The 17076-nt window shown below is 72.7% G+C and carries 16 protein-coding genes; 8 read left to right on the top strand and 8 right to left on the bottom strand.

The window, feature by feature from the left end:
* Nucleotides 1-105 precede the first annotated feature (105 nt).
* Together AQJ54_RS28535 and AQJ54_RS28540 are read left to right on the top strand one after the other, a co-directional pair.
* Nucleotides 106-1338 (top strand): PucR family transcriptional regulator, encoded by a 1233-nt coding sequence (locus tag AQJ54_RS28535; RefSeq protein ID WP_062242019.1) that lies wholly within the window; start codon nucleotides 106-108, stop codon nucleotides 1336-1338.
* 84 nt (nucleotides 1339-1422) lie between these two features.
* Entirely contained in the window at nucleotides 1423-2064 is a 642-nt protein-coding gene (locus tag AQJ54_RS28540) for a cutinase family protein (protein WP_062030669.1), read from the top strand.
* 75 nt (nucleotides 2065-2139) lie between these two features.
* Here the strand turns inward: AQJ54_RS28540 and AQJ54_RS28545 are convergent, their stop codons facing one another.
* Both AQJ54_RS28545 and AQJ54_RS28550 read right to left on the bottom strand, forming a co-directional pair.
* Nucleotides 2140-3855, bottom strand: a complete 1716-nt coding sequence (locus tag AQJ54_RS28545; protein WP_062242421.1) for a hypothetical protein — start codon at nucleotides 3853-3855, stop codon at nucleotides 2140-2142.
* 146 nt (nucleotides 3856-4001) lie between these two features.
* Nucleotides 4002-4961, bottom strand: coding sequence for a helix-turn-helix transcriptional regulator (locus AQJ54_RS28550; RefSeq protein ID WP_062242021.1), 960 nt, complete (start codon nucleotides 4959-4961; stop codon nucleotides 4002-4004).
* 225 nt (nucleotides 4962-5186) lie between these two features.
* Between AQJ54_RS28550 and AQJ54_RS28555 the strand changes: the two genes are divergently transcribed.
* Together AQJ54_RS28555 and AQJ54_RS28560 are read left to right on the top strand one after the other, a co-directional pair.
* On the top strand, nucleotides 5187-5516 hold the full coding sequence (locus AQJ54_RS28555) for an ANTAR domain-containing protein (protein ID WP_062030661.1): 330 nt from the start codon (nucleotides 5187-5189) through the stop codon (nucleotides 5514-5516).
* 247 nt (nucleotides 5517-5763) lie between these two features.
* Nucleotides 5764-6927 carry an alanine--tRNA ligase-related protein gene (locus AQJ54_RS28560; protein WP_062242023.1) on the top strand — a complete coding sequence of 388 codons (1164 nt, stop codon included), beginning with the start codon at nucleotides 5764-5766 and terminating at the stop codon, nucleotides 6925-6927.
* A gap of 3 nt (nucleotides 6928-6930) precedes the next feature.
* Here the strand turns inward: AQJ54_RS28560 and AQJ54_RS28565 are convergent, their stop codons facing one another.
* Both AQJ54_RS28565 and AQJ54_RS28570 read right to left on the bottom strand, forming a co-directional pair.
* Entirely contained in the window at nucleotides 6931-9276 is a 2346-nt protein-coding gene (locus AQJ54_RS28565) for an ABC transporter permease (RefSeq protein ID WP_062242025.1), read from the bottom strand.
* On the bottom strand, nucleotides 9273-9965 hold the full coding sequence (locus AQJ54_RS28570) for an ABC transporter ATP-binding protein (RefSeq protein ID WP_062242027.1): 693 nt from the start codon (nucleotides 9963-9965) through the stop codon (nucleotides 9273-9275). The genes AQJ54_RS28565 and AQJ54_RS28570 overlap by 4 nt, the downstream gene beginning before the upstream one ends.
* Before the next feature lie 253 nt (nucleotides 9966-10218).
* Between AQJ54_RS28570 and AQJ54_RS28575 the strand changes: the two genes are divergently transcribed.
* Both AQJ54_RS28575 and AQJ54_RS28580 read left to right on the top strand, forming a co-directional pair.
* Entirely contained in the window at nucleotides 10219-11529 is a 1311-nt protein-coding gene (locus tag AQJ54_RS28575) for a sensor histidine kinase (protein WP_062242029.1), read from the top strand.
* Nucleotides 11514-12218 (top strand): response regulator, encoded by a 705-nt coding sequence (locus AQJ54_RS28580; protein WP_062030651.1) that lies wholly within the window; start codon nucleotides 11514-11516, stop codon nucleotides 12216-12218. Before AQJ54_RS28575 ends, AQJ54_RS28580 begins: the two co-directional genes overlap by 16 nt.
* Nucleotides 12219-12343: 125 nt before the next feature.
* Here AQJ54_RS28580 and AQJ54_RS28585 read toward each other — a convergent pair whose 3' ends face one another.
* The gene (locus AQJ54_RS28585) at nucleotides 12344-12796 is read right to left on the bottom strand and encodes a flavodoxin family protein (protein WP_062030649.1); all 453 of its coding nucleotides are present in this window, start codon (nucleotides 12794-12796) and stop codon (nucleotides 12344-12346) included.
* Between the two features lie 99 nt (nucleotides 12797-12895).
* On the opposite strand from AQJ54_RS28585, the gene AQJ54_RS28590 reads away from it, so the two are divergent.
* Nucleotides 12896-13528, top strand: a complete 633-nt coding sequence (locus tag AQJ54_RS28590; protein WP_062242031.1) for a class I SAM-dependent methyltransferase — start codon at nucleotides 12896-12898, stop codon at nucleotides 13526-13528.
* Between the two features lie 67 nt (nucleotides 13529-13595).
* Here the strand turns inward: AQJ54_RS28590 and AQJ54_RS28595 are convergent, their stop codons facing one another.
* The 3 genes from AQJ54_RS28595 to AQJ54_RS28605 form a co-directional block, all read right to left on the bottom strand.
* The gene (locus tag AQJ54_RS28595) at nucleotides 13596-13832 is read right to left on the bottom strand and encodes a hypothetical protein (RefSeq protein WP_020138240.1); all 237 of its coding nucleotides are present in this window, start codon (nucleotides 13830-13832) and stop codon (nucleotides 13596-13598) included.
* A 185-nt stretch (nucleotides 13833-14017) separates the two neighbouring features.
* On the bottom strand, nucleotides 14018-15616 hold the full coding sequence (locus tag AQJ54_RS28600) for a helix-turn-helix domain-containing protein (protein ID WP_062242033.1): 1599 nt from the start codon (nucleotides 15614-15616) through the stop codon (nucleotides 14018-14020).
* 90 nt (nucleotides 15617-15706) lie between these two features.
* Entirely contained in the window at nucleotides 15707-16300 is a 594-nt protein-coding gene (locus AQJ54_RS28605; protein ID WP_248845044.1) for a GNAT family N-acetyltransferase, read from the bottom strand.
* Nucleotides 16301-16402: 102 nt separating this feature from the next.
* On the opposite strand from AQJ54_RS28605, the gene AQJ54_RS28610 reads away from it, so the two are divergent.
* On the top strand, nucleotides 16403-17023 hold the full coding sequence (locus tag AQJ54_RS28610) for an L-threonylcarbamoyladenylate synthase (RefSeq protein WP_030325138.1): 621 nt from the start codon (nucleotides 16403-16405) through the stop codon (nucleotides 17021-17023).
* Nucleotides 17024-17076 lie beyond the last annotated feature (53 nt).

Here is a 17076-nt window from a genome sequence, read left to right on the forward strand (position 1 = left end):
CACGGAACGCAACGCAGGGGACGTCCGTCCAACACAGGACTTACCCCTCGCCCCACGGGCAACGGCCCGAGGGTGAGCCGCTTCCGGGTGAAAGGAGGGCCCCCCTTGGCCAGCCCCGCCCCGCACGGTGTACCGGAGGGCCGCGGTGACCCCGCGGTGCCGCCCGATCTGGCCGACCTGCTGCGCGCCCAGTTGGAGGGGGTCGCCGACGAGGTCGAGGAGGAGGTCCGCCGGCAGGTGCCCGAGTACGCCCGACCCGCCGACGGGACCTACCGCGAGCACCTGAGAGCCGGGGTCGTGCAGGCGCTCACGCTGTTCGTCGACCACATCGCCGACCCGCGTGGCCGCGGGGAGGCCATCGCGGCGACGTACTACGAACTCGGGCGCGGCGAGGCCCTGGAGGGGCGCAGCCTGGACGCCCTCCAGTCCGCGCTGCGGGTGGGCGGACTGCACGCCTGGCGGCTGATGGGCCGTACCGCGGAGGAGCTGGGCCTGGACACCGCGGTCGTCACCGCGCTGGGCGAACTCGCCTTCCGTACCGTGCACGAGGTCGCGGAGGCGGCCGCCGCCGGTTACTCCGAGGCCCGCGCGCAGCACACGGACGAGCTGGAACGGCGGCGCAGACGGCTCCTTGACCTGCTCCTCGGCGACGGGCCCGTGGCGCCGGCGGCGGTGCAGGACCTGGCGCACGGCGCCCGGTGGTCGGTGCCGAAGCAGGTCGCGGTGGTCGCGCTCGCGGCCACCCCTGACCAACGGGTCGAGGAGTGGCCGCTGGCCACCGCCGGGGCACTGGTGGACATGGACTCACGGCCGCCGCGGATGCTGATCCCCGACCCGGACGGCTCCGGACGATCAGGGAGCCGGGCCTTCGGGCTCGCGCTGCGTGGGCGGCCGGCCGCGATCGGGCCGACCGTGCCGGTCGCGGAGGCCGCCCATTCGCTGCGCTGGGCCGTCCGGGCCCTCGGGTTGATGGGACGCGGACTCCTGCCCCGGCAAGGGGTGGTGCGCTGCGCGGACCACCTGTCGACCCTCCTGCTGCACAGCGACGAACCGATGCTCGGCCGGCTGCGGGCGCGGGCCCTGGCGCCGCTCGACGCGGTCTCGGAGGGGCAGCGCGAGCGGCTCGCCGAGACCCTTCTGGCCTGGCTGCTCAGCGGCAGCAACGTGCCGGAGGTCGCCACCCGTCTCCATGTCCATCCGCAGACCGTGCGCTATCGGCTGCGTCAGCTGGACAAGGTGTTCGGCGAGGCGCTGCACGATCCCGGTGCGCGTCTGGATCTCATCCTGGCACTCACCACGGCACAAAAGAACGAGGAATTCCTGAATTCCCGTCCATAACAGGTCCGTCGCCCAAGCGAATACGTTCGGGACATCCTTTCCACAGGCGTTTCACACGCCCCACCCGCAAAGGATCCCCCCCCCATGCGTATTCGCTTGTGCCTCGCGGCACTCTCTCTCGTCGGCGGGGCCACGGTGGCCACCGTCACGGCGCCGTCCGCGACCGCCGCGGCCTGCTCGGACTTCGACGTCGTCGCAGCTCGCGGCACGTTCGAGCCCGGCACGCTCGGCTTCATCGTCGGCGACCCGGTGTTCTCGGCCCTGCAAAGGAAACTGACGGGCCGTAATCTGTCGAGCTACCGGGTGAACTATCCCGCGGACCTTTCCCCCACCTCGGCCGCGCAGGGCAACGCCGATCTGGTGAACCACGTGAAAAGCCAGGCGTCCACGTGTCCGAACCAGCGTTTCATCCTGGTCGGCTATTCACAGGGCGCGAATGTCGTCGACAATTCCATCGGTATCAGCAGCGCGGGCGCGGTGGTGGGCAGTCCCATCGTGGCCACGCTGCCCGCCGCGGTGGAGCCGAAGGTCGCCGCGGTGCTGCTGTTCGGCAACCCCATCCGGGCCATCGGCAAGAGCGTCACCGGCACGTACCAGAGCCGCACGATCGACTTCTGCGCCCAGGGCGACCCGGTGTGCGAGGCGGGCGGCAACGACACCCTGGCGCACCTCGGTTACACCGCGAACGCGGACGCGGCGGCGGCCTTCGCGGCGGGCAAGGTCTGAGTCCCGACAGGCGGCCTCGGCACGAGAGGAGGGGCCCGGGAGTCGAACTCCCGGGCCCCTCCTCCCTGTTGGCCACTACCGGGGATCGCGGGCGAACTCCGTCAGCGCGGTGGACACCGGCTCGGGCCGGCCGTTGTTCTGCACCGGTGCCGCGGTAAGCACGTCGAGGTGCTGGTAGCCGTCCGCGACCACGGGGTGCAGATCGGCGGGGATGCGGCCCGCGAGCAGCCCGTCGCCCGCGAGAACCGTGAGCGTCGGACGGGCGGTGAGCCCACCGGGGTGCACGACGAGCCGCTTCACCTGCGGGGAGGTGGACAGTTCGAGGTCGGTGACGAGCTTGGTCGGGAAGTACTGCTCGGTGAAGTCCAGCGGCTGCGTGCCCATACTGCGCGCCAGTTCCTGGATGTCGGTCACCTCCTTGCCCGCGGCGGTGAAGGGCGTCCCGTCGGAGGACCGGTACCCGGGGTCGTCGGCGTCGCCGACCCGGTCGTAGTCGCGCCAGGTGTAGAGCGGGCCGTGCGGTTCGGCGGGGATGGCCTTGTACTCGGTGCCGAAGAGACCCGGCTGTGCTGAACTCCCGTTGGTGACGGGAAAGTTCTTGTCGGTGATCGGTCCGCCGTCGAAGAAGCCCACGCTGCTCTGGAGGAAGGCGAGCGGGACGGACTGGTCGTCCATGAGCGCGCCGAGCACGGCCTCGTTGGTGAGCCTGAAGTCCTTCACGGCGGGTGAGCCGGTGAGGAAGGTGGCGGGGTCCCTGGAGAAGAGGAACCGGTTGGTGGCCTCGATGTTGGTGTTCCGGGGCAGGTAACCCGGCAGGTCGGACTCGCCGTCCGGGTCCTGTACGGCCCCCACGCCGGCGATGGCGAGCAGGGTCATGGTCTCGGGGTTGAGCAGGACGGGCGCGGACAGGGAGCGCGGGAAGAGGCCGCTGTCGAGTCCGGCCTGGACGACTCCGTAGCCGAGGCCGATGTCGGGCAGGCCGGTGTCGTCCGGGATGCTGCCGCTCAGGTCGCCGAGCGAGGTGGAGACGGTGGTGTCGAGGGCGAAGTACCCGGCGCACTGGTTCTGGCCCGCGTCGGCGGTGGTGGCGGGGTCGCCGTCGAAGTCGGCGGTGGCGAAGTAGCCGGTGACGACTCCGCCGAGCGAGTGCCCGCCGCACAGCACCTTCTCCTTGCGGACCTTCTGGTCGGGCAACTCGGCGGCGAGCAGGTCGTACTGGTCCCGGACGGTCTGTTCGATGCCGAGCCGGGCCATCCAGCCGAGCTGGTCGTCGCCCACGAACCCGGCGAAGGTGCGGCCCGCGACCTGCTTGCCCCGGTAGTAGTAGTCGACGGCGGTGTGCTGGTCGCCGGAGGCGGTTCCGGTGTGGTCCTCCAGGCAGTTGGAGCGCCGGTCCAGAGCCCAGAACTCCAGGTTCCGGCCCTGCTGGGCGGCGCGGGTGACGGTGTTGCGGGCGACGCTGTCGAAGGCTCCGGCGCCCTCCAGGATGCCGGGCTGGGCGACGAGGACCCGGTCGGCGTCGGCCGCCGAGGCCGGACCCGCGGAGGACCGGTAGCGCAGGTACGACAGCCAGTCGCACGCCGCGGGCCGGGCCCCGAAGGACGCCGGCAGGGGTGCCTTCACGCGGACGACAGTCTCGGTCACACCCCCGCTCGATCCGACGGCCGTCTCGGTGCGCGCGCTCCCGGCGGACGCCGACCCGGTGGCCGTCCCGGTGATCACCCCGGTGGTCAGCAGCACCGCCAGCGCCGCGGTACGCCACGTTCCTGCTCTGCTGCGACTCGTGTTCATGCCGGGACGGTAGGCCGCCACGGGCCCGCTGCCCGGCGGTTGCTCACAAGAACGCAGGGCTCGCTGGACGCTTTGTCATCAGCCGCTGAGCCCTTCGCCGAACCCTTTGCCATGAGCCGCGGCGAGCCGTGCGGACGGCCGGGACGTCAGCCGTCCTGAAGGGTGCGGCGCGGTGAGCGGTCGTAGGTGCGGCGGTACAGGGTGGCGAAGCGGCCGGGGTGGGAGAAGCCCCAGCGGGCGGCGATGTCCGTGACGGTGGCTCCGGTCTCGGGGTCCGCGGCCACCAGCTCGGCGTGGGCCTGGGACAGGCGGACCTGGCGGACGTACGCGAGCGGGGTGCACTCCAGGTGCCGGCGGAAGGCGTACTGGAGCGCCCGGACGCTGACGTGGGCCGCCTCCGCGATCTCGGCGACGGTGAGGGGCCGGTCGGGGTGGCCCTCGATGAAGGCCAGGGCGCGTCGCAGTGCGGCCGGACGGGCGTCCTGCCGGTCGAGGCCCGTCGGGTCGACGGACGCGGTGTTGGGGAAGGTGGCCAGGACGGTCGCGGCCAGGTGCTGGGCGGCGGTGGAGGCGACGAGCGGCTGGTCGGCGACGGCGGCGTCCGCGAGGACGTGGTCCTGGACATAGCGGATGGTCGAGCGCAGCCGCTCCCCCGCGGCCACGCTGAGCGGCCGGTGCCCGGTCAGCCGTACCGGTTCGGGGCGCAGCGGGTCCGCGGTCCCCGCGACCTGGGTGAGCAGGTCGGGGTCGAGCATGGTGATGTTGTAGCGGGCCGCGTGGATGCGGCCCGCGTAGGACAGCTCCGGCGGCGCGAAGGACACCACGTCGCCGGGCCCGAAGGAGTCCGAGACGCCCTGGTAGACGTGGTCCTCGATGGTGCCCTCGTGGACCACGCACAGGCAGATCCGGCCCAGCGGGGTCACGGCGTAGCTCATGTCGAAGTCCAGGTCGAGCTCGTCGACGCTGATCCCAGCGATGGCGCTGCGGTGGATGAGCGCGCGGCTGCTGTCCGGGCTGCCGTTGCCGATGCGCATCTTCGCGTAGGCGTGACTGAGGAACTCCTCGGTGCGCTCCAGGTCCTCGCTCTCGAAGGTGAGCGTCTCCACGCGGCCAGGTCCTTCCTCTCGTTGATCGGCGGCGCTCGGCCTTTTCCTTCCCCCCTACCCGGGAAAGCCGTAAAGCTGCACGGGCGCGTTTCGTTTTCTGTCCTGCCTGGTCACAAGGTGTGCGCTGGGTGGCTCGTGGTCCGGGGCCGCCGTCTTCGAAACTGGAGAGTCGGTGACCGGGGAGTCACCGGGCGGCACCGGGGGGAGAGGGCGACAGGGCGGTACATGACGGATCGCGAAGAGCTGGTCGGGAAGATCGAGGAACTCCAGGAGGAGGTCGCCCAGCTCCAGCAAGCCCTTGTCTCGCACGCCGTCGTCGACCAGGCGATCGGGGTCATCGTCGCCTTGAGCGGCCTGCGGTCCGAGCAGGGGTGGGAGATCCTGAAGACCGTCTCCCAGCGCACCAACACCAAGCTGCGGGACGTGGCCCTGCATGTCGTGCACTGGCCCGCCGTCGGCGCGCTGCCCCCGGAGATCCGCCCCGCACTGCGCGTCGCGCTGACCGAGGCACGCGCGGAGCACGGGGGCCGGCCCCTGGTGCACCGGGAGTACTGATGCGCGCGGTCAAAGTCCGGGGAAAACCGGGTGACGGACCGGCGTTCCCGTGCGTACCGTCAGCCGCATGAAGGTCATCAGCCGTACGCACCACACCGCAGCCGCGCGAGCGACCAGCTCGCCGGCTGCCGACGCCTGACCTCACCCACTCCCCCGGCGGCCGGAAACGGACCGCCGGTGCAGGATCTCCTGGTCGCCTCCCGTCGCCGCGGTCGTTTCCGGTCCCACGAGACCGAAGGACCCCGCCATGCAATCCGACCGGACCGTACGCGTCTTCACCGACTTCTACCGCGAGCGCGGACACCACCTGATCACCGGGAGCACCCTGCTGCCGCCGCCCGGCGATCCGGTGCTGTTCACGACCTCGGGGATGCATCCCCTCACGCCGTATCTGGAAGGCCGCCCCCATCCCCGGGGCCGGCGACTGGTCAACGTGCAGCGCTGTCTGCGCACCACCGATCTCTACGAGGTCGGCGACTCCACGCACCTGACGGTGTTCGAGATGCTCGGCTCGTGGTCGCTCGGCGACTACGGCCACTCGCAGAGCCTGCGCTGGGGGTACGAGCTGCTCCGCGACGGCTTCGGCATCCCCCACGACAGACTCCACGCCACGGTCTTCGGCGGCGACGAGCAGGTGGGCCCGGATCTGGACGCCCTGCGCACCTGGGAGGAGTCGGGCGTGCCCGTGGAGCTCACCGGGGAGGACAACTGGTGGTCCAACGGTCCCGTGGGCCCGTGCGGCCCGGACTCGGAGATCTTCGTGTGGACCGGCGACACCCCGCCGCGGGGCACGCCCACGACGGACCCGCGCTGGGTGGAGATCTGGAACCACGTCGTCATGCGGTACCGCCGTCTCGACGACGGCTCCCTCCAGCCCCTGGAGCGTCCCGCTGTCGACACCGGCATGGGTCTTGAGCGACTGGTCACCGTCCTCCAGGGCCGTGACTCGGTCCACGACACCGACCTGTTCGAGCCCTGGAAACGGCTGCTGCCGTGGTCGCTGGACGAGCCTTCGCTGCGCCTGGTCAGCGACCATCTGCGCTCCGCCGTCGTGGTCATCGGCGACGGGGTGCGGCCGTCCAACACGGGGCGCGGCTACGTCCTGCGCCGGCTCGTCCGCCGGCTGCTCACCACGCTACGGCGCGAGGACCCCTCCCGTGCCCTGTCCGACCTGCCGGTGGAGCTCCTCCGGCACACTCTGGACCACTTCCGGCAGACCGGCGGGACGGATCACCTCAGGGAGGTACTGCTGGAGGAGGAACGCGGCTTCGACCGGCTGCTGGAGCGCGGTCGCCGTCTGCTGTCGGGGCCCAGGTACCGGGGGCCGCTGAGCGAGGAGGACTACGACTACCTCCACGACACCCACGGCCTCCCACGCGACCTGGTGATCGGCCTGCGACAGCAGGGGTGACGGCTACTCGGTGCGCAGGGCCGTCGCACGGGCCCCGGCCGCCCAGCCCGCCGGGAGCATCGCGCCCAACAGGGCGATGACCAGACCGGCCAGGCCCAGCAGGAGCAGCTGCGGCGTTCCGTACACATCGAGGACGGACGGGGGCAGGTCGGTGCCCGCCGCGTGTCCCATCACCGGGAGCACGAACCCGTGCAGCGCGTATCCGGCGGGGACGCCGACGAGGCCGCCCAGCACGCCGATCCCGGCCACCGAGGCGAGGACGAGGCTCACGGTCTGCCGGGGCGACATGCCGACGGCCTTGCAGACGCCCAGGTCGTGAACGCGTTCCCGGGTGTCGAGGACGACCGAGTTGAGCACGCCGAGGCCCGCGACGGAGACGAGCATGAGGGTGAGCAGCGCGGCCATGGTGTTCAGGACGAGGACCATGTTGTGCTGCCGGGAAGGGGAGGTGGCCGTGGCCTCGGCGCCGAGGGGCTGGATCCGCGCGGAGAGCTTCTCGGCGTACACGGTCGGCGAGACGCCCCCCTTCACGTCGACCAGGAACACCTGGGGCCTGGTCGCGGGGAAGTCGGCGGCGTTCACCTGGATCTCCAGCTGGTCCTCCGCGCTGCCGAAGGCCACACCGACGATCCGCAGGGCGGCCGTCTCCTTGCCGACCGTCACCCGCACGGTGTCGCCGATCTCCGTCCCGGTGGTCTCCAGGAACTGGCGGGGCACGACCAGCTGGCCGGTGCCGTCGAGCCAGTGCCCGGCGGTCATCGCGTACGCGCCGATGCCCGAGTCGCCGGTGAACAGGCCGGCCCGGACGTTTCCGGTGATCCCGACCACGGTGGCGTCCTGCTGGGCCTCGCCGTAGTAGGAGGCGGTGCCCGGCTGCGCCTCGATGGCGGCGCTCACCTGTGCCGGGTCGGCCTGCCGGGGCTCCTGGGTGCCGGGCGCGGGGACGTGTTCGCCGTGTGCCACGCCGGGGCCGCCGGTGAAGACGGTGACCGCGGCACGGTCCTCGGGGTCCTGGATACGGCCGACCTCGTCGAGCGAGGAGGTGAGTCCGACGGCGAAGGTCGCCGCGATCGTGCCGAACGCGACCGCGAGCAGCATCGCGAAGGCGCGGACCGGGTGGGCGAAGGGCGCGGCGAGGCCGTAGGTCACGGCCCGGGGCAGCGGGAGGCGGCCCGCCGCCCGGTGCGCCCACCGGCCGCGTCCGGTGCGCGGGGCCCGGCCGACGGCGATGGCCTCGACGGTGGGCAGCCGCCCGGCCCGCAGCGCGGGGACGAAGGCCGCGACGCCGACGACCAGCAGGGCACCGGCCGGGACCACGAGGTCCACCCACCAGGCGACCGACAGGGCGGCCGTGCCGTACGCCTGCTCGGTTTCGTCGAGGAGGGGAAGGGCCAGCAGGTTGCCGAGGACGACGCCGAGCGCGATGCCCGCGCCCGCCGGGACGAGCGCCTGCGCCACGTAGGCGCGGACGACCTCGCGCGGGGTGAAGCCGATGGCCTTGAGGATGCCGATCCGGCGCAGGCCGGTGCCGACCGCGCCGCTGATGACGCTGCCGACGATGATCACGGACATGACGAGGCCGAGGACGCCGAACGCGATCAGGAAGGGGATGGTCGGGGCGGCCCCGCTGTCGGCGGCGCGCTTGGTGTCCAGGTAGGACCGGGTGCCGAGCAGTGCCCCCGTGGGGACGGCGGCGGTGAGTTTCTTGCGGTCGGCGGCGATGTCACCCGTCGACCCGGCCTCCTCGAAGCGGTAGAGCATCTGACGGGTGACCGGGGCGTCCTTCGAACCGAGCGCCCTGAGCTGTGCGGGAGTCACCCAGGCGTCGGCGCTCCGGCCGGCGGAGGTGGCGAAGCCGACGACACTGAGGGTCGTGCCGGAGGCCGTCAGGGTGTCGCCCACCGTGAAGGCGGGCCCCTGGTAGGAGGAGCTCAGCACGACCTCGCCCGGTCTTTTCGCCCATCGGCCGGCCGTGAGGTCCAGGTCGTCGACGGTGGCGTGCGGGCCGGTGCGTCCGACGAAAGTCATCGCCGGGGGCTTGCGGCCGGCCGAGTCCGTGACCTGGAGGAGCGCCGTGGGGTAGGGCCCGGCGCTCGCGGTGACTCCGTCCAGCCGCCCGGTGGCGGCCAGTTGTGCGTCGGTCACCTCGGCCGGGTCGAACCCGGCGGTGAGGTGGGCGCCCTTCTGCGCGGCGAAGGCGTGGTCGAAGGGCGCGTTGGCGACGACCATGAGGGAGCCCGCGACCACGGCAGCCGCAACGGCCATCATCGTGGCGATCGCGATGACCGCGGTCTGCACCCGGCGCCGGCCCACCCCGGAGCGGACCACGCGGACGAGCGGTCCGGTCATCGCAGGGCCTCCGCACGGGAGTCGAGGGCGACATGGCCGTCGACGAGATGGACGGTACGGCTCGCGCAGGCCTGGGCCAGGGCCGGGTCGTGGGTGACCAGCACGATGGTCTGGCCGCCGCGGTGCAGGTCGAGGAGGAGGTCACGGACGTCCTGGCCCGAGGCGCTGTCGAGGGCGCCGGTCGGTTCGTCGGCGAGGAGCAGGGCGGGCCGGTTCACCAACGCCCGTGCCACGGCGACGCGTTGGCGTTCTCCGCCGGAGAGGCGGCCGGGGTGGGCGCGGGCGTGCTGCTGGATGCCGAGGACCTCCATCAGTTCCGCCGCGCGGTCCCGCACGGTGCGCCGCGGAACTCCGTTGAGCTGGGCGGGGAGTTGGATGTTGTCGAGGACGGTGAGGTCGTCGAGGAGGTTGAAGAACTGGAAGACCATGCCGATCCGTTCGCGGCGGAACCGGGCCAGCGCGTGCTCGCCGAGCCGGTCGATCCGCCGGCCGTCGACGGTCACCGTGCCCTCGGTCGGCTTGTCGAGCCCGGCGACGAGGTTCAGCAGGGTGGACTTGCCGCTGCCGGAGGGGCCGGTCACCGCGAGGGCCTCACCCTGGGCCACGGAGAGGTCGAGCGGTCCGAGCGCGGGTGCGCCGGCACTGTCGTAGCGCTTGGCCACGCCCTTCAGTTCGATGACCTGGGTCATGGGAGATCCCCTTCGGGGGTGTCGTCGGGCGGGTCCGCGCCCTGACGGGCGGGGCGGCCGGGCCACGCGGTTGCGTCGGCGTGGCGAAGGTACGGACGGTCGGGTCGTCGGCGCGTCGGCCGGAGCACCGACATGCGGCCCGTCGCCGGGAGGACCCGGTGCCGGGGTCATCCCCGAGGAGTACGTCCGGCGGAGGGGGCTCTGGTCACCGGGGCGGACGCCTGGCGGGCCGAGGGGCCACCACAATGGGCGCATGGAGACGGAGTACCTGCGGGGATGGCGTCGGCAGGTGCGTTTCGCGCTGCGCCCGGAGGCCAAGGGCGCCCCGCTGTCGCGGCGTTCGGTGTATTTCGACGTGCTGCTGGCCGTGCTGCTGACGGTGGTCGCGCTGGTGGTGGCGGCGCGCTATCCCGGTGACGGGCCGGTGCGGGTGTCGCGGGTCGAGTACGGAGTGCCGGTGCCTCCGTCGCCCCCGTCGCCGCCCCGGCCGCCCGTGCCCGGTGCGGACGTGGGGCAGCCGGCCTCCCCGCCCTGGGTCCTGGTCGTGCTGTCGGCGCTGCCGCTCGCGGTACGGCGGCGGTTTCCGCTGGCCGTGTTCGCGGTGGTGCTCGGCGCGGCGCTCGGCATCGGTGACAACGCCTCCTGGATCACTGTGCTGACCTGTGTCATCGGCACGTACAGCGCCGTCATGTACAGCCGGTACCGGGCGGGGGCGATGACCGGTCTCGTGGTGGCAGCCGTGCTGGCGGGGGTGGTCTTCCGGTCGACGGATCCGGTGCTGCCGGGCTGGTCCAGTCCCGGGGTGGTGCTGCTGGTGGCCGGGGTCCTGGCCGGCGTGGTCCGGTTCGGGCAGCGGCGGCTCGCGGCGAGCCGGGACCGGTTCGCGGCCCTGGAACGGGCCCACGAGGAGGCGACCCGCAGGGCCGTGGAGGAGGAACGCGCCAGGATCGCCGCCGAGTTGCACGATGTCGTGACCCACAATGTGAGCGTGATGGTGATCCAGGCGGGCGCGGCGCGCAAGGTCATGGACGTGGCACCGGAGCGTTCCAAGGAGGCGTTGCTCGCGGTCGAGGCCGGCGGACGGGCAGCGATGGCCGAACTCCGGCATGTGATGGGCCTGTTGGCGGCCCCCGACACCGGCAGGCCGGACTCCCCCGCCGACGGTCTCGAACCGCAGCCGGGGCTCGGGCAGTTGGACGCACTGATCGACCGGGTGCGGGCCGCGGGGACCCCGGTCGGGGTCGCGGTGTCGCTGCCGGCCGAGCCGCTGCCGCCGGGGGTGGACCTGACGGCGTACCGGGTGGTGCAGGAGGCGCTGACGAACACCCTCAAGCACGCGCCGGGCGCCGAGGCCGTCGTCACCGTCGGCTGGTCCGACGACCTGCTGGAGATCGAGGTCAGGGACACCGGCGGGGTCCGCGACGGGGTCCCGGCGGACGGGAACGGACGCGGGCTGATCGGGCTGCGCGAGCGCCTCGGGGTCTACGGCGGCGAGCTGACGGCCGGTCCGACCCTCGCCGGCGGCTTCCGGATCAGGGCGGAGCTGCCGTGGCGGACGGCGTGAGCGCAGAGGTGGTGAGGGCGGTCATCGCCGACGACCAGGCCCTGGTCCGCACCGGGTTCGGGATGATCCTGGCCGCGGACGGCATCGAGGTGACGGCGGAGGCGGCCGACGGGGCGGAGGCGGTGGCCGCGGTCCTGCGGACCCGCCCCGACGTGGTCCTCATGGACATCCGGATGCCCGGCATGGACGGCATCGAGGCGACCCGGCGCATCCTCGCCGAGGACTCCGCGGGCGAGATCCGGGTGATCATCCTGACCACCTACGACCTCGACCACTACGTGTACGCGGCGCTCACGGCAGGGGCGAGCGGCTTCCTCCTGAAGGACGTGACGCCCGAGCATCTGGTGGCCGCCGTTCGGCTGGTGCGGTCCGGGGACGCCCTGCTGGCGCCCGCGATCACGCGCCGGCTGATCGAGCGCTTCGCCCACCGGGAGGCCGCGCGGCCGGCCTCCCCGGACCGCGACCTGTCCGGGCTGACGCCACGTGAGCTGGAGGTGCTGCGGCTGCTGGCGACCGGGCTCAGCAACGCCGAGCTGGCCGAGCGGCTGTTCCTGAGTCCGACGACGGTGAAGACCCATGTCGGACGGATCCTGTCGAAGCTGGAGCTGCGGGACCGGGTGCAGGCGGTGGTCCTCGCCTACGAGAGCGGGCTGATCACTCCGGGCGGCCCCGCGGAGAGCGCGCGGTAGGACACGGTGCGGCCGCGGAGAGCACACGTCAGGACACGGTCCCAGCCGTGCAGGGCGCACGTCAGGACACGGTCCGGCCGCACAGGGCGCGCGTCAGGCCACGGTCCAGCCACCCAGAGCGCACGTCAGGACATCAGTCCGGCGGCGACCGTCGCCCCCAGCTCCCAGCACGCCTCGATGTCCGCCTTGGCCGGTTCGCCGGTCACGGTCACCGGTTCGGCCGCACGGCGCCAGCCCAGACCCGTCGTGATCGACTCGATGCCGCGCAGGGCTCCGGTGACGTCGTTGCCGCCGTGCACGAAGGCAGCGAACGGACGGCCGCGCGTCTCGTCGAGGCAGGGGTAGTAGACCTGGTCGAAGAAGTGCTTGAGGGCACCGGACATGTAGCCGAGGTTGGCCGGGGTGCCGAGCAGGTACCCGTCCGCCGCCAGCACGTCCGAGGCGGTGGCGGCGAGGGCCGCCCGGCGTACGACGCGGACGCCCTCGATCTCCGGGGCCGTCGCTCCGGAGACGACGGCCTCGAACATCGCCTGGCAGTTCGGCGAGGGCGTGTGATGCACGATCAGCAAGGTGGCCACGCCCGCACCCTGCCCTGCCTCGGCTTTCGACCGCAAGCCGGGCCACGCCCACCGGGTGCCGGGCTACGATGCCGGGACACCGCGAGGGGGGAGCAGGTCGTGGCCGGAGAGGGACAGCGGGCGGCGGAGGTCTTCGACGCGCTGGGGCTGACGTACGAGAAGGCGTTCGCGCGTTCCGAGGCGCATCTGGCGTCCCTGGAGTGGCTGCTCGGACGGCTGGCACCGGGCAGCCGGGTCCTGGACGTCGGCAGCGGCACCGGCCGCCCCACGGCGTCGACGCTCGCCGACGCGGGCCATGAGGTGCTGGGGGTGGACGTCTCCCCCGTGATGGTGGAGCTCGCAGTCCGACAGGTCCCCCGGGCCACCTTCCGCCTCGCCGACATCCGCGAACTGCCGCTGGAGGAAGGCACGTTCGACGCGGTGTGCGTGTACTTCTCCCTGCTTCAGATGTCCCGTGCGGAGCAGTCCCAGGTGCTGGGGCGGCTCGCGCGGGCGCTGCGTCCGGGCGGGAGTCTGGTGCTGGCCACGGTCCCCGCCGACGTCGAGGATCTGGCGATCGAGTTCATGGGCCGCCCGGTCCGGGCCACGAGCTTCGCCGCCGAGGACGTGGTGGCCGTCGTGCGGGACGCGGGTCTCGTGGTGGAGTCGGAGCACCTCGTGGAGTTCACGCCGGACCACCCGGAGGGCGCGCCGGAACCGCATCTGTTCGTGTACGGCCGGCTTCCGGTGTGACACCGGTGGCCCTGCGCGGGCGGAAGGGCCGGACACCCGTCTGTCCGGCCCTTCCGTGCCCGCAGGGTCAGCCGCCGTTCAGCCGTGAGCGCAGCAGTCCCTTGCCGATCTCGGCGCCCTTGCGACTGTCCGCCTGGGCCTTGCGGAACAGGTCGGCGACCTCGGTGTCCTTGGCGCGTTCCGCGTCCTGGATGTAGCTCTCCAGCCGCAGCGCGTTGCTCAGACACGCCTCCACGTACCAGATCAGGTTGTAGTCCTTGTCCGGCGTGCCGGTCGCGCCGCCGGTCTCCGTGCTGCTGGTCATACCGGGCCTCCTCCAGCGGGGGTCGTTCCGGAGCCGGACGAGTACCCGTCGCACGCGAAGGAAACGCCTCGCAGGGGGCGCGACCGGTCCCCCGTTCCGGTCGTTCCCCCTGCGGTGCGTCCGAACTTACGTGACCTGCGGACTCCTGTGAATCGCGCCGATGCCCGCTGGGCCGGGCGCAGCACTCACCCGTGCACAGGTGCGTCCGGTTGGCCCGGATCGTCCCGCGGCAGGACGGGCGGTTCGAGCGCTCCGGTCGCGAGATGGGCCAGCACGACCTCGTAGAGATCACTGCCGGAGGCGAGGAGCCGGCGTTCGAGGACGGGTTCGGCGCTGCGGACGTGTTCCCGCACGGTCTGCGCGTGCACGGCCAGTGTCTGCGCGGCCCGCTCCGCGTTGCCGCCGGCCGCGATCCAGTGGCGCAGGGTGCGGCGCAGGTCGCGGGCGTCGCTGTCCAGGCGGCCGAGCAGTTCCCGTGCCCACGCCTCCAGGGCGGGTCCGGCCAGGAGGTCGCCCAGCCGGGCACGGGTCTGCCGGGCGTCCGCGCGGCCGCCGTCCCGTCCGTCCTGGCCGTCCTGTGCGTCCCGTCCGCCCTCTCCCCCCTCTCCGTCCGGTCCGTCCTGTCCGTCGGCGAGGCTGACCTGCGTGCTCAGGGCCAGATGGACGGTCGCGCGGACGGTCAGGTCGGTGAAGTCGGTGCGCAGCAGGGCCTCGACGCGTTCCATACGGGCGCGGACCGTGTTGCGGCTGACGCCCAGCACCTTCGCGGCGCTCACGGCGGTGAACTCCAGACCGAGGCGGGTGGTGGCGAGCAGTTCCGCGCGGGTGTGGTGCGGCAGGGTGTCGAGCGGGCGCAGCAGCCGGGCGGTCCACGCGCGCAGCGCCGTCGGGTCCATCAGCCGTTCGGGGTGGGTGCGTTCGGCGTACACGGCCGCCCGGTCCGGCCGTACACGCGCCACGGCGAGGGCGCTCACCGCCTGTCCGTAGGCGGCGGCGGTCCGGGCCAGGCTCTGGTGGGCGCTGCCGCCGAGGAGGGTGCCGGGGTTGCGGTCGACGAGCGAGCGCAGGGCTTCGCCGGAGGTGTCCCCGACGACCACGAGGATCACGTGTCCGTCCATGGCCGGGCAGCGCACCACCAGTGCCCGGCCCCTGGTGACGCCGAGGCACTCCTCGGCGAGCCGGTCGCGTTCGGCCGCGTCGCCTTCGAGGACGTAGACGCAGGCCGTGTCCGTGTCGAGCAGGCCGGGCCACAGCCCCGCGGCGACCCGGCGCGCGGCGACGGTGTCCTCCACCATCAGCAGCTGAAGTATGGCCAGGCGCAGATCGGAGGTGGCCCGCTTCAGGCGACGGTCGGCCGCGGTCGTCTCCCGGGCGCGCAGCAGGAGTTCGAGGACCTGGGCGGTGTGCGTGAGGATGTCGGAGGTGCGCCGGTCGAACGGGTCGGGGCGGGCCACCGCGAGCACGCCGGCCGCTGCCGGGGCCGGGTGTCCGACCCTGAGCAGGCGCACATGGCCGTCCCCGTCCGCCGAGGCCGCCGAGGCGATCCGGCCGGCGCGGATGTCCGCGACGAGGGTCTCGTCGAGCGTCATGCGGGGGCCTGCGACAAGGGTTCCGGCGGCGTCGTGGAGGGAGGCCGTGCCGTGCACCGTCTCCCCGAGCCAGGCGACGAGCCTGCGGATGTCACGGCCGGTCGGCCTCAGATGGTCCAGGAGTTCCTGCGCCCACGTCGAGTCCCCAGTGTCCTGCGCCCTGCCGCCCCCGGCCCCGCCCTCCTGACCTGCCACGTCACCCTTCTCCTCGCCGCTCTCGCCCTCCCGACATACCGCCCGGTACGTTACCTCACGTGCGGTCTGGGGTCGGCGGGTCGGACGCCTTCAGGAGGTGAGAAGGCGGGTGTGAAGGTGCCCGTCGCGCGGAAAGTGTGGGGGAGCCGCGGGGAGATGGGCGGTCAGGGGGTATCCGCACTTGCGGGCCACCCGGCAGGAGGCGGTGTTGTCCTCGCTGTGCAGGAGCTCGAGCCGTACGAGCCCGTCCTCCGCGAAGGCGTGGAACGCCCAGCAGGTCAACGCGTCCAGGGCCCGAGGAGCCACCGCCCGGCCCCGAGCGTGCGCCGCCGTCCAGTAGCCGACCTCGCCCGGAGGACCGCCGGGGGCGGGGCGTTTGAGAACGACGTGCCCGACGAGGCGTTCTCCGGCGGCGACTTCACCGGGCCCGCACCGCACCCCCTCCTCGACGACCGCGAAGGCGAACCGGTCCCCCTCGTGCCATCCCCGCTCCTGCTCCCGCACCCACCGCTCGGCCTCCGCCTCACCGTCCACGACGGAGCCGATCCAGCGACGCAGCTCCGCGTCACGGTGCAGGACGGCCAGCTCGGGGGCGTCCTCCGAACGCCAGGGGCGCAGGACGAGGGCCGGTGCCTTCGCAGTGGCAGGGGCGTGGAGTCGTACGGCCATGCGGTCCCGGTCCATGTCCGGAGCGTAGGTGACAGGCCCCGTCGGGCCTCGCCCGGGTCGGAGGCGCCGCTCCCCGGCCTGCGTCGCCGTCCCACCGCGACGGCATAAGCTCGGCGAATGGCCAAGTACTTCGACGTGCACCCCGACAACCCGCAACCCCGCGCCATCTCACAGATCGCCGAGAGCATCCGGTCGGACGCCCTCATCGCGTACCCGACGGACTCCTGCTACGCGCTCGGCTGCCGGCTGGGCAGCCGGGACGGCATCGACCGGATCCGCAGCATCCGCCATCTCGACGACCGGCACCACTTCACCCTGGTCTGCCAGGACTTCGCGCAGCTCGGCCAGTTCGTACGGGTCGACAAGGACGTGTTCCGGGCGATCAAGGCGTCGACGCCCGGCAGCTACACGTTCATCCTCCCGGCGACGAAGGAGGTGCCGCGGATGCTCCAGCACCCGAAGAAGAAGACCGTGGGCGTGCGCATCCCGGACCACGTCGTCACCCAGGCGCTCCTGACCGAACTGGGCGAACCGCTGCTGTCGAGCACCCTGCTGCTGCCCGACGAGGAGGAGCCGATGACCCAGGGCTGGGAGATCAAGGACCGGCTCGACCACGTGCTGGACGCGGTCGTGGACTCCGGCGACTGCGGCACCGAACCGACGACGGTGATCGACTTCTCGGGCGGCGAGGCGGAGATCGTCCGGAAGGGCGCGGGCGACACCAGCCGGTTCGAGTAAAGCCCCGCTCAAGTGGGAGGGGGCCATGGCGGCGACTTCGATGGTGCGTGCAA

This window comes from Streptomyces griseorubiginosus (assembly GCF_001514195.1).
Lineage (GTDB): Bacteria > Actinomycetota > Actinomycetes > Streptomycetales > Streptomycetaceae > Streptomyces > Streptomyces griseorubiginosus.

Bases quoted from the DNA above. Each gene is read 5' to 3' on its own strand.
- AQJ54_RS28545 (WP_062242421.1), bottom strand. From the start codon at position 3,855: ATGAACACGAGTCGCAGCAGAGCAGGAACGTGGCGTACCGCGGCGCTG.
- AQJ54_RS28570 (WP_062242027.1), bottom strand. From the start codon at position 9,965: ATGACCCAGGTCATCGAACTGAAGGGCGTGGCCAAGCGCTACGACAGT.
- AQJ54_RS28610 (WP_030325138.1), top strand. From the start codon at position 16,403: ATGGCCAAGTACTTCGACGTGCACCCCGACAACCCGCAACCCCGCGCC.
- AQJ54_RS28605 (WP_248845044.1), bottom strand. From the start codon at position 16,300: ATGGACCGGGACCGCATGGCCGTACGACTCCACGCCCCTGCCACTGCG.
- AQJ54_RS28575 (WP_062242029.1), top strand. From the start codon at position 10,219: ATGGAGACGGAGTACCTGCGGGGATGGCGTCGGCAGGTGCGTTTCGCG.
- AQJ54_RS28555 (WP_062030661.1), top strand. From the start codon at position 5,187: ATGACGGATCGCGAAGAGCTGGTCGGGAAGATCGAGGAACTCCAGGAG.
- AQJ54_RS28565 (WP_062242025.1), bottom strand. From the start codon at position 9,276: ATGACCGGACCGCTCGTCCGCGTGGTCCGCTCCGGGGTGGGCCGGCGC.
- AQJ54_RS28560 (WP_062242023.1), top strand. From the start codon at position 5,764: ATGCAATCCGACCGGACCGTACGCGTCTTCACCGACTTCTACCGCGAG.
- AQJ54_RS28540 (WP_062030669.1), top strand. From the start codon at position 1,423: ATGCGTATTCGCTTGTGCCTCGCGGCACTCTCTCTCGTCGGCGGGGCC.
- AQJ54_RS28595 (WP_020138240.1), bottom strand. From the start codon at position 13,832: ATGACCAGCAGCACGGAGACCGGCGGCGCGACCGGCACGCCGGACAAG.